The organism is Labilibaculum sp. DW002, assembly GCF_029029525.1.
GTDB lineage: Bacteria > Bacteroidota > Bacteroidia > Bacteroidales > Marinifilaceae > Paralabilibaculum > Paralabilibaculum antarcticum.
This window is the reverse complement of record NZ_JAKJSC010000001.1, coordinates 300372-316883: the sequence shown is the minus strand read 5'-3', so window position 1 is coordinate 316883 and position 16512 is coordinate 300372. Positions and strand designations below refer to the sequence as shown.

Here is a 16512-nt window from a genome sequence, read left to right as displayed (position 1 = left end):
GTTCTCAAGAAATATTATCAAAAGCTGTGATCTATTTTGAATCTCCATCAGGGAATGAACAAATACAAACCTCTTGTGTTAACAAGAAAAAAACAAAATTAGGATTCTTCATAGGTCGGATTCTATTTAAAAAGAAATCTGAGATTGGTATCTGGAAGATTAGTCGAATTGTTATTGAAGATTCTTTAGGGCAACAAACATCATTCGACAAGAATTATTTAATTGATAAGAATCTTTCATACTCTCTCCGAATCACAAATAATTCATCAAAGTAAATACGATGTCACAGTTCTCCTAAAACTTGTATCAATTCAAGAAATATTCCGTTATTCTTTTTTATTCTTAATTAATAGAGTTTCAGCTAAATACTAACACAGTGCTTGTTTTTGAGCTATTTAGCATTTATTACTGTTACAATAATTCCCATCTTTACCTTGAATAAGCATATTTATGGATTACAATTCATAAAAAACAACAAAACACTTACAACAATGTCAAAAGTTAGCATTTCAGATGCATTAAATTATCATTCCGAAGGACGACCAGGGAAAATAGAGGTGATACCTACTAAGCCCTACAGAACGCAACGTGATTTATCTCTGGCTTATAGCCCGGGAGTTGCAGAGCCTTGTCTTGAAATTGAGAAGAATCCTGAAGACGCGTATCGTTACACAGGAAAAGGTAATTTAGTGGCAGTCATTTCTAATGGTACTGCAGTTTTGGGCCTTGGAGATATAGGTGCATTGGCTGGTAAGCCGGTTATGGAGGGGAAAGGTTTGTTATTTAAAATTTTCTCTGATATTGATGTATTCGATATTGAGGTGGACGCGACTGATGTAGATAAATTTATTGATACAGTTAAGGCGATTGCACCAACTTTTGGTGGTATTAATCTTGAAGATATTAAAGCTCCTGAATGTTTTGAAATTGAGGAGAGATTAAAGGCAGAACTGGATATTCCGGTGATGCACGATGATCAGCATGGTACTGCTATTATTTCTGCGGCAGGTTTATTGAATGCTCTGGAGATTGGTAATAAGAAAATTGAAGATGTAAAAGTTGTCGTAAATGGAGCAGGGGCTGCAGCCGTTTCTTGTACGAAACTTTATATTTCGTTAGGAGTGAAGCCTGAGAATGTCGTGATGTGTGATAGCCGTGGTGTTATCAATGCAAAGCGTACTGATTTGAACAAGCAGAAAAAACAATTTATTACACAGAGAGATTTATCAAGTTTAGAGGAAGCTGTTGTTGGATGTGATGTATTTCTTGGCCTATCAGTTGGTGGAATCATGAGTAAGAAAATGGTATGCAGTATGTCTGAAAACCCCGTTGTTTTTGCTTTGGCGAACCCAGATCCGGAAATTGCTTACAACGATGCAATTGAAGCTAAAGATGGTGTAATTGTGGCTACCGGGCGATCGGATTATCCTAACCAGATTAATAATGTGTTAGGTTTCCCATATATTTTCCGTGGTGCTTTAGATGTTCGTGCAACAGCAATTAATGAAGAGATGAAAATTGCTTCAGTTCATGCTATTGCTGAGCTAGCAAAAGAACCTGTTCCGGAATCGGTACATGCTGCATATAACGAAGCTAATATTACTTTTGGTAAGCACTATATTATTCCTAAGGCAATGGATCCTCGATTGGTTTCACGTGTTGCTGTAGCAGTAGCAAAGGCAGCTGTAGAGTCGGGTGTTGCACGTAAAACTGATATGGATTGGGATGCTTATGCAGAGGAGTTAAAAATGCGTTTGGGAACAGAGAACGAACTTCTACGTACGATCTTTAATAAAGCGAAAAAAGCACCTAAGCGTGTTGTTTTCCCTGAGGCAAATAACTTTAATATTCTTAAAGCAGCTCAAATAGCACTTCACGAAGGTATTGCAAAACCAATCTTGTTGGGAAATACTGAAAATATTCAGCGCTTGGTAGCGGAGAATGAACTTGATCTTGAAGGTGCTGAAATTATCGATATTCGTTCTGAAGCTGAACGTGAGAGAAGAACGCGTTATGCTGATATTCTTTGTACAAAGCTTGGACGTAAGGGACTAGTTCATAAGGAAGCTGTAGAGAAAATGTTTGATCGTAATTACTTTGCTGCAACTATGGTTGAAGCTGGTGATGCTGATGCGTTTATTTCAGGTTATGCGACACGTTATTTCGAAACGCTCAATATTGCTGAGAAGGTAATTGGTAAAGAAGAGGGAATGGAAACTCTTGTTGGGATGAATATCGTGATGACAAAGAAAGGGCCTTTATTCTTTGCTGATACAACGGTTAACTCTGAGCCAACTGAGGAATCATTGATTAATACAACATTAAGTGCTGCAAGAGCATTAAAATCCTTCAATATGGAACCTGTTATGGCAATGGTTTCCTATTCTAATTTTGGATCTGTTAGAAAGGGAAGTCCTGTTAAGGTTAATAAAGCAATTACGAAGTTGCATGAAGAACATCCAGAATTATCTGTTGATGGAGAAATGCAGTTGAACTTTGCTCTTGACAAGAACTTAAGAGACAAAACATTTGCATTCAACAAGCTTAAAGGAAAAGATGTAAATACATTGATTTTCCCTAACTTAAGTTCAGGAAATATCGCATATAAGTTGATGCAAGATCTTGGAGATTCTGAAAATATCGGACCAATCATCTTGGGAACAGCAAAGCCATTTCACGTTGTGCCAATGGGTTGTACTGTTCGTGAATTGATTAATATGACTGCAATTGCAGTTGTTGATGCTCAAGGCTAAAAACCTAAAATTTACTATAAAAGGATGGTTTTGTTAAAATTCCATCCTTTTATTTTATCCAATTCATTTTTTTTACTGATTTTTGTCCTCTTAAAATAAAGACATGAGTATATTATACATCTTAGATTTACTTGGTACCCTAGTATTCGCTATCAGTGGAACTCTTTCAGCTGCCAATAAAAAACTTGATTTGTTTGGTGCTTTCTTTACAGGTTTTATAACTGCAATCGGAGGAGGAACATTGCGTGATTTGATACTTGGAAACTTTCCGGTAGCTTGGATATCTGATTTAAATTATTTAATAGTTATTACTATTGGAGTCCTTGCAACTTTCTTGTTTAAAGGAATGATTATGCAGTTAAAGAGAACTCTGTTTCTCTTTGATACTATTGGAATTGGAGTGTTTACCATAATTGGAATTGAGAAAGCTATTTCACTATCCATTCATCCCGTTTTGGCCATTATTATGGGCTTATTTTCAGCTGTAATGGGAGGGGTCATTCGAGATACGCTTTGTAATGATATTCCCTTAATATTCCGAAAAGAAATTTATGCAACAGCTTGTTTAATAGGAGGTGTTTTGTTTATTTTTCTTGGATTTTTAGGAGTTAGTTCATCAGTAAATCAATTTATTACAATATCCTGTATTATAGCTATTCGGATAATTTGTATTCGATTTAAAATATCTTTACCCGTATTAAAATACTAAGAACAAGTCATTTCCTATTTCTTTTCATTGGTGAATTTCGTATATTTAAGAGAATACCACCTTATTAAAATAGGATGACAAATAGGATTCTTCCAATAACAGTAAAAAAGCAATTACTTCATTTCACACCAGATGATTCAAGGGTTGTTGCGCGATTTTTCACTCCTGGAAACTTGAAACGAATTGAGAGTATTTTTGATAGAATTTTAATTCTTCCAAATGATGAAGTGAAAAGAATTTTAGGTATTACCCTAAAAAGTTTTTCAAAGAGACACCGAAACATTAAACGTATTTTCAAAGATAATTTCGATCAAATTAGTAAATCAATAAATTTAGATATTGATTATAGTTTAGAGCAAAAATTATTAATTGGCTCTTACTTTACCATGGAATATTCTATCGAATCCGCGGCCTTATTTAATCCTTCAATTGTTATTCATCCTGAACAATTTGAGTCAGATTCCAACCGTCTCAAAGTTATTTTAAGCTTTCGTGCTGTTGGCGAAGGTCACATTTCATCGATTGTGTTCAGAAGAGGAATCCTAAAAAATAATGGTGATTTAGTTGTTCAAAAGAAAAGTGCTTTAGTTGAAAAGGTCGACCGAATTCCAAATCCTAGTTACCATAAGAGTGATTTCATTCTTAAATTAAAGGAATTGGATTCTTTTGATGCCTTAAAGAAGATTATGGATAATCTTTTAGATGAATTTTCATTTCAAGAACTAAAAGAGGCGATTGAATTATTCAGGAAAATAAAAAAATCGAAAAATAAGAAGATTAGCGATAAAGTTGAAAATGCGATTGAAACGTTAACCTGGCTAGCAAATGCAAATTATGAGATTAAATTTTCACCAGATTTAGACATTAGCGCAAGGGTCATATTTCCAGTATCAAACAATGAAATTAAAGGGCTTGAAGATGCACGATTCGTATTTTTCAAGAATGGAAATGGAAAAGGAAAGCACATTTACTATGCAACTTACACAGCCTATAATGGCTTTACAGCTTTACCGCAGTTGATACAAACAACTGATTTTTGCCACTTCAAGGTGTCTGTTCTTCTTGGTGAAGGATCAAAAGGAAAAGGAATGGCCTTGTTCCCACGAAAAGTAAACGACAAATTTGTAACCATCTCTCGTAATGACAATGAAAATTTGTACATCATGTTTTCCGACAATATTAAATTTTGGGAGAAACCAATATTGTTAAAGCCACCAGCATTTTATTGGGAATTTTTCCAAATTGGAAACTGTGGATCACCAATTGAAACAGACAAAGGTTGGCTACTGCTTATACATGGCGTTGGGCCTGTGCGTACGTACACAATTAGTGCAATTTTACTTGATCTAAATGACCCAACTAAAGTAATTGGATTGTTGAAAGAACCTTTTTTAATTCCCGATGAAAATGAACGTAACGGATATGTTCCAAATGTGGTTTATTCATGCGGAGCAATTGCGCACAGCAATCAATTAATAATACCATATGCAATGGCAGACTCCCGTTCAGGCATTGCCAGTCTAGAATTAGATGATCTCTTTCAGAAAATGACTTACTATTAAGTGATCAAATTAACTTTATGCTGTTTGGTTGATTCAACATGGAAAAACTCAGCTTTCGAAGTTGGTGATTTTATTACTTTTTTATACAGAAGTATATGTCTATCCGCAATTGTATTCCAATTTCGTTCGAGGTTACTTTGTTTAATATTGTCCATAAAATCATAACGCAATTCATCATCTTTTAACAATCTGCTTATGTGCGAAACGTATTCATCATCCGATTCTGCATACAAACCTCCATTAACTTCAAATATCCAATTCTTAAAACTTTGTAAATCTGATGTAATCACAGGTAGATTAAAAGCAGACGCTTGCGCTAAAACACCGCTTTGAGCTCCTTTAGTATAGGGCAGAGCTAATAAGTCGGAAGCACTTAAAATGGTATCAAGTGTGTGTTGAGGAAATTTACCATGCAAGACCTTAATATGCTCCTGATATTGAGAATCTTCAATTAACTGATAAAGTTCTTCTCCATATTTTGAATGTTCGTTAATGCGACTCCTAGTGGCAATCAACAACATAAAATTGGGAATGTTTTTAACTAAACTTGGTAGTAAGCTTATTATTTTCTCAAAATTTTTGGTTGAGCGCATGTATCCAGCTAACAACAATACTTTTTTACCTTCCAGATATAGTAATTCCTTTGCATTCTCTAAAGTTTCTACAATTCTTACTCCATGAGGAATAACCTCAATTGGATTTGGGCAATCGTAAGTTGAAAGGAGAATTTCTTTTTGGAAATATTCATGAACAACAACCGTAGAACTACAATTTAAGATATGCTGAACAATTATTCTTTCCTCATATTTCAAATCTTCAAAAACAGTATGTAAGGTTGTTATTACAGGTGTATCTGCTATATTACAGCGTATTAGTAATTCTACAATTTGAACACCTCTTTGATCGCCAAACAAACCAAATTCATGCTCTATGTGCACCACATCTGGTGATAGTCTTTCAATATAAAAGAAAAGTTTAGCAGCAATGTCTTTATCTGTAGGTGCAAATACTTCAAACACATTCTTCCCATCAGCCCCTAATTGACCTAAAATTCTGATTTCTTTACCTTTCCTCTCAACAGATTCACTCAAATATTGGGTGTAAGTTGCTATCCCACATTCGTTTGGAGGGTATGTTGATACGTATGCTATTCTCATGACTTACTATTTATTTAGTCGTAATAATAATTCAAAAACTGATGTTTTAAACAAACAAACAGTTTCATCACAAGCTCCATAATATATCCATAATTCTCCATTATCTTTTTCGATTGTTCCATTCGTAAAAACAACATTTGGAAAAAATCCATCCTTCTCATAAGTTTCTTGAGGAGACAAAATTGGTGTCTTTCCAATACTTATTATTCTTGAAGGATCATCAATATCAAGCAGCAATAATTTGAGAGTATAAACACTGTCATCACCTTTCGCATGGTAAATAACTAGCCAGCCAGAATCCGTTTTAATTGGAGAGGATCCGCCTCCAATTTTCTGACTTTCTTCCTTAGATCCATTTGGTCGTAATAAGCATTTGTGATTTCCCCAATTTATTAAATCAGGAGAACTTGCTAACCAAATAGAAGGCAAACCAAAACCTTTGTTATCTGGACGGTGTAAGGCCATATATTGACCTTTTATTTTCTCTGGAAAAAGAGCCACGTCTTTATTTAAAGGAGGGAAAATGATCCCTATTTTTTGAACTGAAATAAAATCTTCGGTAGAGGCAAGTATGGTAACATATCCATCACCAGAAACTGCTGTGTAATTGATGTAATATAGATCTTTTATTTTTACAATTCTAGCATCTTCAACACCAAAACATTCTTCCGGTAAAGTAGGGTATATAAAGGGAGTATGATCTACTAAAAAGTTAACTCCATCCAAACTTCTCGCTATTCGCAAATGACTAATTGTCGATAAATAATCTTTCCCTTTGTAAAAATAGCCACGAGTATCTTTAAAAGTTAAATCCTTGTCATCCTTTCTTATTCGGATCGTATTTGCACCATTTACATCATAAAAAGGAATTGTGACATAGTCTTTTTCTGGAACACAATTCTCCGCAATCCGCAGTAAGAGGATTATCTCCTTTTTAAAGCTTGTTGCAGCAGGATTAAAGGCACCTAATACTTGGTAAGCAGCATTTGAAGCTTTTACGTCTTTTGGAACAATTAACGGGTTCGCTTTGTGTCGTTCCATAATATTTACGACATATTAATCAGATTGGTGTAATTCAGATACTTGCCTGCATCATCACCAAATGTATTTACTTTTTCTTCACTTATTTGATAAGTGCACCTCTCACCATAAATCCCTGAGAATAGAATTTCATACTCCTGATCTTCTTCATCCTGCATGATTACCTTGTAAATGTTTTCGTGAACTTTTGGGTGTTTTAAACTTTTATGGCAACAAGGACAAAACATACGAATGACTTCGTTTTCTTCAATATCAAACCATGAATGTTTTTGAATTTCATAGTCTCCTAAATGAATACTGAAGAGAAGAATTCCTTTATCTCCTTTATGATTTTTTGCAGAAATAACAATTCGATCTCCAACGTTAAGGTACGTTCTGCAATTTGGGCAGATATAATTTGCCTTCATATCGATATATTTTAGTTCAACAATTCGCTAAATAAAATATAAGACATTCAGAGAAGAATGTCAATTTAAATCCACTAATTATCAGGCCTGTAAAACAAGTAACATTAAGGCAACTCAATTAAATGTATGTTTTTATCTCCACTCTTCATTTTCAATTAAATATTAAAACATCTATATTTGATAAAAGGCAAGTTTATTTTAATTTGTCTAACCGTTAAATTAGAATTCAAATTGAAACTAGCCATAACCATAATTCGTTGGATTGCACGATTCTTAGGAATATTCTTATTCCTATTTTTTATTTGGTTTGCTATTCAAATTGGCTCCCCTGATTTTGATCTAATGTCAGAACAAGAAGTAAGGTTATTCGCAGCAAATGTGATCATGTTAATGGGACTAATTGCTGTTTGGAAATATGAATTCTTAGGTAGTTTATTGCTTATAGGTGGGTATTCTTTCTTTGCTGTAGCCAATTATGCATTTTGGAATGGTCCAGTATTTCCTACTTTTTTACTTTTAGGCTTATTACACCTTTTTTGTTGGGTAATTAGTATCTTAATTTTAGAAAAAAGTAAAAAAACATTACTGATATTCCTTAGATAAAATTGTTTAAAAATTACTTAATTTAAAGATCAATTAAACATACTTAAACACAAAAAATAAAAACTGATACATGTTAAATATAGCATTATTCGGCCCTCCGGGTGCTGGTAAGGGAACTCAATCTAAGATGTTGGTTGAGAAATATAATCTCGCTTACATTTCTACCGGTGATATTTTACGAGCAGAAATTGCTGAAGGTACTGAATTAGGTCTTCAGGCGAAAGATATCATTAAACAAGGTGGTCTGGTACCTGATGAGATCATTGTTCAAATTATGGAGGAGAAAATTTCCTCTAATAATGATGTTAATGGTTTCTTATTTGATGGTTTTCCACGTACTACTGTTCAAGCTTATATTCTGGAAGGTTTATTGCTTAAACTGAATACGAAACTTGATTGTATGTTAAGTTTAGAGGTTCCCAATGAAAATTTGAAGAATCGTTTACTTAAGCGAGCAGAAACTGAAAACCGTTCTGATGATACTGAGGAAGTTATAAATGTTCGACTTCAAGAATATGAAACAAAAACGACCCCGGTAGCTGAGTTTTATAAAGAAAAGGAAATCTATCATCCCATTGATGGGATGGGGGATATCGATGAGATTTTTGGACGTTTAACTTCTGTGGTTGATCAAACTCTTGAGCGTACATGGATCAATATGGTTCTTCTGGGCCCTCCTGGTTCAGGGAAAGGTACACAAGGTCGTATGTTGGCTAAGAAATTTAATTTGGTTTATATTTCAACAGGTCACCTGATGCGTCAGGAGATTAAGAAAGGTACCGATATGGGTATGAGTGCCAAAGAGTATATCGAAAAAGGAGATATCGTACCTGATGAGATTGCTATTAAATTGATTGAGCGTCAAATTAAAACACATCCTGATGCCAATGGATTTATCTTTAAGGGATTTCCAAGAACAATTGTTCAGGCGTATATTCTTGATGGCTTGCTTCGTAAACTAGAATCGACTGTTACATCATCTATAAGCCTTGATGTTTCAACGCTTGAATCAATAAAACGATTAACAGCAAGAGGTAAGACTCAAGGAAAAAGAAAATATGATATTGATACAGATATAATTATTCACCGATTGGAGCAATATGAGAAAAGAAGTTCCAAGGTAAGTAGTTACTACACCAAACAGAATAAGTTTGAAGGCGTAAATGGAGTTGGAAACGAAGAAGAAATATTCCAAAGGCTTACGGATGTTGTTAATAACTCATTTAAGAAAATCCGATAATGATTTGAAAACTGACTTTACGATACGTAAAGTCAGTTTTTTTTTATTTTTTACTCTTGTAGCACAATGCTGCTCCTTGACAGCTTGAAATTCATCTTTAATCAAAACCAATCGATTAAAGCTTATAATTTCGTTAAAATTGTATTTGAATAATTCGTGAGCAGAGACTATGTATTTAGAAAATCCAAGTGTAAATATTATCGTAGATTCCGTAGAAAAGTTAACACTTTCTAATCGTTATTCTGTTCTTATTCTTCTTGGAGAAAAAACACGAATAGATCTCACAAAACTAGTTAATATCCTAAATAGCAAAAACATAAAATTTGCAGGTGGGATTTTCCCTAAAGTGATTAACAATAACAATGTTTCTTCCTCAGGAGCAATAATAAAATTGATTTCAGATGAAAATGTATCCATTTATTTTGATACAACAGAAACATTCAACACTCAATTTACGGAATTCACCGAATCAACATTTACTACAGCTTATGTTCTTACTTCAGGACTATCATCAAAAAGTTCTGATCATTTACGCACATTGTACACTAATTTAGGCAATGATGTGAAATTTTTAGGTGGAGGTACAGGACGCACCATTGAAAATAATGAAGGAATCCTCTTTTGTAAGGATGGAGTTTTTTCTCATGGCACAATTGTTACCTTAACTAAAAAAAGAACCACTACAGGATCCTTACACGGTTGGTCTAAGATATTTGGCCCCTTTATTGCCACAAAAACGAATCAAAATTTCATCGAAGAGTTAAACTGGGAGAATGCTTTTGTGGTATATCAGCGTTTCTTAAAAGAACATTTAGACATCCTTATAGATCATGAAAATTTTGAATTAAATTCAATACATTATCCATTTGGAATTTATAAAGAAAACAAAGAATACATTGTTCGTGATCCTATGAAAGTCTCTCGTGAAGGATTTTTACAATGCGTTGGAAATATACCTGAAAACTCACTCATTGATTTGATGTCTGTAGATAAAAATGATTTACATGCACTTCCTGAAAGAATTGTTTCTCAAAGTATAGATAAGAAATCTACGGTAAACGATGTTTTAATTTTTGACTGTATTTCAAGAGCAATTCATTTAAGTGACGCTTTTTATACAGAATTAATTAACTTGACTGAACAAATCAAAAGGAATCAAAATAATGTAAATTTAGAAGGTGTATTATCCATTGGTGAAATTTATTCTAGCGGAGAAGGATACCCTGAATTATTAAATAAATCTATTGTTTTAGGATTTTCATATACAGAATAAATGCAAACAAACGACCTCATTAAAGACATTTCATTTTTATATGAGCTAGCCTTATCAGTAGGTCGCTCATTAGATAAAAAGGAAAATTGCAAACAGTTTTTACATACACTCATGTCCTTTAAAAACATTGAGTTTGGTTGTGTTTGGATTAAAAATTACAACATACCTTATTCTAATGTTTCTTCAGGTTATAAGGCCATCTACTCGCATCCTATAATAAAACTAAAGACTGTTGACATTGATGATTCTTTATTTTTAGATCATTGCTTCAATGACCGTCCTTCATTTTCATGTATACTAACAAAGGAAATAAGTGAACAGATTGGTTTTAAGGTAAAAGAGGGGGGAGCTGTTACTTTTTTCCAACTGCAAAATCTTGGTTTTATCATGCTATATTCCTCTTCAGAAAAGAGAATCTGGAATGATATCGACTTAACCAAATTACGTAATGTGGTTGATAAGTTTTCTATTTCGATTAAAGCTTGTTTATTTCATGAAAAATCGATTCAGGATTTAATTACAATTACAGAAACTAAAAAACTTCTTGAAAAGGCAAAAAAAGAAGCGGAGGAGTCTGAAAAATTAAAATCAGCCTTTCTTTCTAATATTAGCCATGAAATAAGAACTCCGATCAATGCGATTGTTGGATTCTCCAATTTATTATCAGATAAAGATATAGATGCTGAGTTACACAAAGGATTTATTGAGCATATCTCTAACAATAGTGAGAAACTGTTAAAGCTGATAAACAATCTTATTGATGTTTCGAAAATGGAGACAAATCAACTCGCTGTAAGCAAAAATGAATTTGTTTTAAATCCAGTGATTATGGATTTATTCAAGGCTTATACGAGAAATTCAAATATTAAATCAGATGTAGATTTACGCTTAAAGCTACCACCTAACAGTGAAAATATTTCAATCTTTTCGGATAAGAATAAGATTATACAAATCCTTGACAATCTGATTGATAACGCCATGAAGTTTACGGCTAATGGCATTATTGAAATAGGTTATTTCATTGAAAATGATATTGATCCTGTTTTTTTCATAAAAGATACAGGTGTCGGAATATGTACGGAAAAACAACATACAATTTTCGAAATATTCAGGCAGGGAGAAAACAGTTCAACAAGAAAATTTGAAGGTTCTGGAATTGGCTTAACACTTTGCCAAAAGCTAGTTCATCTTTTAGATGGTGAAATTTGGTTTGATTCAAAAATTGAGGTTGGTTCAAATTTTTACTTTAAACTACATGATTCTATAAAATCAAATCTCCAATTATTAAATCATTCTAAAGATTCAGCAAGTTCAGAGAATGATTCTTCAGAAGTTAAATTAATTGATTTTTCGAATCGCAGGGTTCTTATTGCTGAGGATGTAAAATCCAATTTTAAATACTTAAACGCAATAATAGAATTAACCGACGCAGAGGTAATCTGGGCTAAAAATGGTGCCGATGCTATTGATATCTGTAAATCTAACGATAGTATTGATTTGGTTTTAATGGACATTAGAATGCCAGAAATTGGTGGCTTAGATGCGATTAAACAGATAAAGGAAATTGATTCAACAATTCCTGTTGTTGTGCAAACTGCTTTTGCATTAAATAATGAAAAAGAGGAATGCTTAGCTGCCGGTGCTGATGACTTTATTACGAAGCCTATTGATCCACATAAGCTTATTGAAATTCTACAAAAATTCTTATAATTACCATCTTTCTAAAAAATGACTTGAATTTCTTGAAATATCTAAAAGTCCTATAATCAACATTACGTTAAATAGAATACATTAAATAAAAGGAAGCTAAAAAACTCCCTTTTATTTTTATGGTATTTTATGAATTACTCCAAACCTTCTAATTGAGCCTTAACCTCATTATATTTCTCAAGGTACTCAGGCTTCTCGTTTCTTAGCTTGAAATAAAGCTCTTTCAAAGTAATTAAAGAATTTTTCTCACCTGGTTGCAATTCAAGTACTTTTACGAAGTAAGGAATTACGCCTTCATACTCTGTATAAACAGTTTTAATAGCTGCGTTATACTTCTTTGCATCCATAATCTCGTTAGCTGCCTTATGGTTTGTAATCGCTGCATTAAGCTTAAGTAAACCAAGGTTGTACTGAGATGTGAAATCCTTAGGATCTTTTTCGAAAGCAATTTCATACATCTCCTTAGCTTTGGCAGGCTCATTTGTTTTCTCATATAAGGTGCCTTTCGCTCTGTAGTATGAACCATTCTCCGGATCTAAAGCAATTGCTTTATCAAGATATTCTGCAGCTTTCTCTGGTTCACCACCTAATAAGTAATGGTTAATTAGCTCAACTAACATATAAGCATCGTTTGGATACAACTCAAATCCTTTGTGAAGATAAGTTAATGACTCCTCTCCTTTGTCACTATCAGTTAATACTTTAGAAAGGTATGCATAAGCTTTGGCACCACCATAATTATAACCTATTGTTTGCTTATAATATTTAATTGCAGCTTCAAGATTATTTGCTTTCTGTGCAGCAAGACCTGCGTTAAAGATAACAGCAGTATCAACAGCTAAGTTATCAGCTTTGAACATCTCCATGTTTTCAATTTCCAAAACTTTTTCAAAAGCTTTCAACGCTCCTGAAAAGTCACCTTTATTATACAGATTAACAGCTTCATTGGTATAATCAGGTATCATATTTGTCATTTGAGCCTTTACAGGCTTCATCATCTTACCTTTTTGATCCAACTCTAAAGCTTTCATATAAGCATCAAAGGCAACATCAAGTGCATTATCAGAAAGCCCTTTATATGCAGGAAGTGGACTTTCAAAAATAGCCTGGTACACTTTACCTTGAATTAGATAGGCTTTTGGCCAAGCAACACATTTTTCATGTCCTATACCTGCATCAATAGCTTCTTTTGCTTTATCTAGCTTACCTGAATTCAGGTAATTACTAGCTCCTGTTACTTTACTCTTTTGAGCGTTTACCATTGAAACACACAAAAGAAGAACCATAATGAATGATAATTTTTTCATAATCAATGTTTAGTTTTAATAACAATCTTGGACAAAAATAATTTTTTATTTAATATTTAGTACAAGATTGTTTTCTTTATAATCAGTCTAAGTATCTATTATTTAACTCTCTCCTTCCGTAGCCTCTTCTGTATTAGTCTCGGTATCATCTTCATTCGAAGAATTTACCTTAGCAACAGCTGCAATCGAATCGTCCTTCTTGCTTAAGTTAATTAGGCGAACTCCTTGTGTAGCACGTCCCATAACTCTTAATCCTGCAACTGCTAGACGAATCGTAATTCCGGATTTGTTGATGATCATCAAGTCATCGTTATCACTTACAGACTTAAGTGCAATCAGTTCACCTGTTTTATCAGTAATATTTATGGTCTTAACACCTTTCCCTCCACGATTCGTAATTCGATAGTCATCGATATTGGAACGTTTTCCATAACCGTTTTCAGAAACAACCATAATGTCTTCGTCAGAATTCTCAACACAAACCATGCCAACAACCTCGTCAGCCTCGTCACGTAGCGTAATTCCTCGTACTCCAGAAGCTGTTCTTCCCATTGCTCTAACCTGATCTTCAGCAAATCTAATTGCTTTACCAGAACGAGCAGCAATTAATATTTCTTTCTTACCATTCGTTAATCTCGCCTCCAATAATTGGTCACCTTCACGGACAGTAATTGCATTTACACCATTTACTCGAGGACGTGAATAAGCTTCTAAGGAAGTCTTTTTGACAACACCTTTCTTTGTACAAAGAACAATATTATTGTTGTTAATATATTCTTCTTCTTTTAGAGTCAGAACATTGATATAAGCTTTTACTTTATCATCTGGCTCAATATTTAATAGGTTCTGGATAGCACGACCTTTCGATTGCTTCGATCCCTCTGGAATTTCATACACTTTCAACCAGAAACATTTACCTTTTTCAGTAAAGAATAGCATGGTATTGTGCATAGTAGCCATAATCATATGCTCAAGGAAATCTTCATCTCTGGTATGAGATCCTTTCGCTCCTACACCACCTCTATTTTGAGTTTTAAACTCTGTTAATGGTGTACGCTTGATATAGCCCATATGAGAAATAGTAATTACCATTTCTTCATCAGCATAGAAATCTTCCGGGTTAAAATCCTCTGAAGCGTATACGATTTCAGTTCTTCTTTCGTCACCATACTTCGCTTTAACCTGAAGTAATTCATCTTTGATGATACCCATTCTCATTTGCTCATCGTTAAGAATCGCATTCAAATGATTAATCAATTTCATCAATTCCTCATACTCAGCATGTAGCTTATCTCGTTCAAGACCAGTAAGCTTTTGCAAACGCATATCCAAAATTGCTTTCGCTTGGATTTCATCTAATTCAAAATTAGACATTAAACCAAGTCTTGCTTCTTCTGGCGTTTTCGAACCTCTAATTAAAGCAATAACCTGATCGATGTTATCCAAAGCAATAATTAAACCTTCAAGAATATGAGCTCTTGCTTCTGCTTGCTTTAACTCATACTGAGTACGACGTACGACCACATCATGGCGATGCTCAACAAAGTAATGAATCAAATCCTTAAGATTTAATAATCTAGGTCTTCCCTTTACCAGTGCAATATTATTCACTGAGAAAGATGATTGCATTTGTGTGTATTTGAATAATTTATTCAATACAACATTTGCAATCGCATCACGTTTCAAATCAAAAACGATACGCATCCCTTTTCTATCCGATTCGTCATTGACATTAGAAATGCCTTCAATCTTTTTATCGTTGATTAAATCAGCGGCTTTCATGATAAGCTCAGCCTTATTAACCATATAAGGAATTTCTGATACGATGATTTTCTCACGGCCAGAATCTGTAACCTCTATATTTGTTTTAGCACGAACAACAACACGCCCTCTACCTGTCTCATAAGCCTCTTTTACACCCTGATAGCCATAAATGATACCGCCAGTAGGAAAGTCAGGAGCTTTAACAATATCAACTAACTCATCAATTGTAACATCGTTATTATCGATATAAGCAATGGTAGCATCAATCGTATCAGTTAAATTATGAGGAGGCATGTTAGTTGCCATACCTACTGCAATACCCGATGCTCCATTTACTAATAAATTTGGGATACGAGTTGGAAGTACAGTTGGTTCCTTAAGTGTCTCATCAAAGTTAAAAGACATATCAACTGTATCCTTGTCAAGATCAGCAAGGGTTTCTTCCGCTATCTTCTTCATTCTAGCCTCGGTATAACGCATAGCTGCAGGGCTATCACCATCAACCGAACCAAAGTTTCCTTGTCCATCAACCAAAGGGTAACGCAACGACCAGTGTTGAGCCATTCTAACCATGGCCATATAAACTGAGCTATCACCATGTGGGTGATACTTACCGAGAACCTCACCTACGATTCTTGCAGATTTTTTATGAGGTTTATTTGCGGCTATACCCAATTCATTCATTCCGAATAATACTCGTCGGTGAACAGGCTTAAGTCCATCTCTAACATCTGGTAAAGCTCGGGAAACAATTACTGACATCGAGTAATCGATGTAAGCAGACTTCATTTCCTCTTCAATATTAATGCGTATGATTCTTTCTCCCGTGGTCATATATTTATTTTAAAATTCTAAACATTTCTCGGAAATACAAAAGTAACAAAATATGTAGATTCTGCGTAACAAAAGAAGCGATATTTATACGTGAATTAAGATAAATATTTAGCCCATTTTCTATTAGAGCTTGATTATTAGTTTAAAACCGA

Annotated in this window: 12 protein-coding genes; 7 read left to right on the top strand and 5 right to left on the bottom strand. The window is 34.0% G+C overall.

Annotated elements, in window-relative coordinates:
- Positions 1-491: 491 nt before the first annotated feature.
- The 3 genes from L3049_RS21620 to L3049_RS01325 all read left to right on the top strand — a co-directional run bounded on the left by L3049_RS21620 (position 492) and on the right by L3049_RS01325 (position 5024).
- Positions 492-2753 (top strand): NADP-dependent malic enzyme, encoded by a 2262-nt coding sequence (locus L3049_RS21620; protein WP_275107972.1) that lies wholly within the window; start codon positions 492-494, stop codon positions 2751-2753.
- 103 nt (positions 2754-2856) lie between these two features.
- Complete coding sequence (locus tag L3049_RS01330; protein ID WP_275107971.1) at positions 2857-3462, top strand: trimeric intracellular cation channel family protein; 606 nt, start codon at positions 2857-2859, stop codon at positions 3460-3462.
- Between the two features lie 74 nt (positions 3463-3536).
- The gene (locus L3049_RS01325) at positions 3537-5024 is read left to right on the top strand and encodes a glycoside hydrolase family 130 protein (RefSeq protein WP_275107970.1); all 1488 of its coding nucleotides are present in this window, start codon (positions 3537-3539) and stop codon (positions 5022-5024) included.
- Here the strand turns inward: L3049_RS01325 and L3049_RS01320 are convergent.
- From L3049_RS01320 to L3049_RS01310, 3 genes are read right to left on the bottom strand one after another with little or no spacing between them, the layout of a single operon-like run.
- Positions 5021-6181 (bottom strand): glycosyltransferase, encoded by a 1161-nt coding sequence (locus L3049_RS01320; RefSeq protein ID WP_275107969.1) that lies wholly within the window; start codon positions 6179-6181, stop codon positions 5021-5023. The genes L3049_RS01325 and L3049_RS01320 overlap by 4 nt on opposite strands.
- A gap of 6 nt (positions 6182-6187) precedes the next feature.
- The gene (locus L3049_RS01315) at positions 6188-7222 is read right to left on the bottom strand and encodes a glycoside hydrolase family 130 protein (protein ID WP_275107968.1); all 1035 of its coding nucleotides are present in this window, start codon (positions 7220-7222) and stop codon (positions 6188-6190) included.
- 5 nt (positions 7223-7227) lie between these two features.
- Positions 7228-7629: a hypothetical protein gene (locus L3049_RS01310; protein WP_275107967.1), complete on the bottom strand. Its 402-nt coding sequence runs from the start codon at positions 7627-7629 to the stop codon at positions 7228-7230.
- Between the two features lie 231 nt (positions 7630-7860).
- Between L3049_RS01310 and L3049_RS01305 the strand changes: the two genes are divergently transcribed.
- The 4 genes from L3049_RS01305 (at position 7861) to L3049_RS01290 (ending at position 12455) form a co-directional block, all read left to right on the top strand.
- Positions 7861-8232, top strand: coding sequence for a DUF7670 domain-containing protein (locus tag L3049_RS01305; protein WP_275107966.1), 372 nt, complete (start codon positions 7861-7863; stop codon positions 8230-8232).
- A 70-nt stretch (positions 8233-8302) separates the two neighbouring features.
- Positions 8303-9472 carry an adenylate kinase gene (locus L3049_RS01300; RefSeq protein WP_275107965.1) on the top strand — a complete coding sequence of 390 codons (1170 nt, stop codon included), beginning with the start codon at positions 8303-8305 and terminating at the stop codon, positions 9470-9472.
- Positions 9473-9641: 169 nt separating this feature from the next.
- Complete coding sequence (locus L3049_RS01295; protein WP_275107964.1) at positions 9642-10745, top strand: FIST signal transduction protein; 1104 nt, start codon at positions 9642-9644, stop codon at positions 10743-10745.
- Complete coding sequence (locus tag L3049_RS01290) at positions 10746-12455, top strand: response regulator (protein WP_275107963.1); 1710 nt, start codon at positions 10746-10748, stop codon at positions 12453-12455.
- A gap of 134 nt (positions 12456-12589) precedes the next feature.
- Here the strand turns inward: L3049_RS01290 and L3049_RS01285 are convergent, their stop codons facing one another.
- Both L3049_RS01285 and gyrA read right to left on the bottom strand, forming a co-directional pair.
- The gene (locus tag L3049_RS01285; RefSeq protein ID WP_275107962.1) at positions 12590-13762 is read right to left on the bottom strand and encodes a tetratricopeptide repeat protein; all 1173 of its coding nucleotides are present in this window, start codon (positions 13760-13762) and stop codon (positions 12590-12592) included.
- 102 nt (positions 13763-13864) lie between these two features.
- Positions 13865-16360 carry a DNA gyrase subunit A gene (gyrA, locus tag L3049_RS01280; protein ID WP_275107961.1) on the bottom strand — a complete coding sequence of 832 codons (2496 nt, stop codon included), beginning with the start codon at positions 16358-16360 and terminating at the stop codon, positions 13865-13867.
- Between the last annotated feature and the right edge of the window lie 152 nt (positions 16361-16512).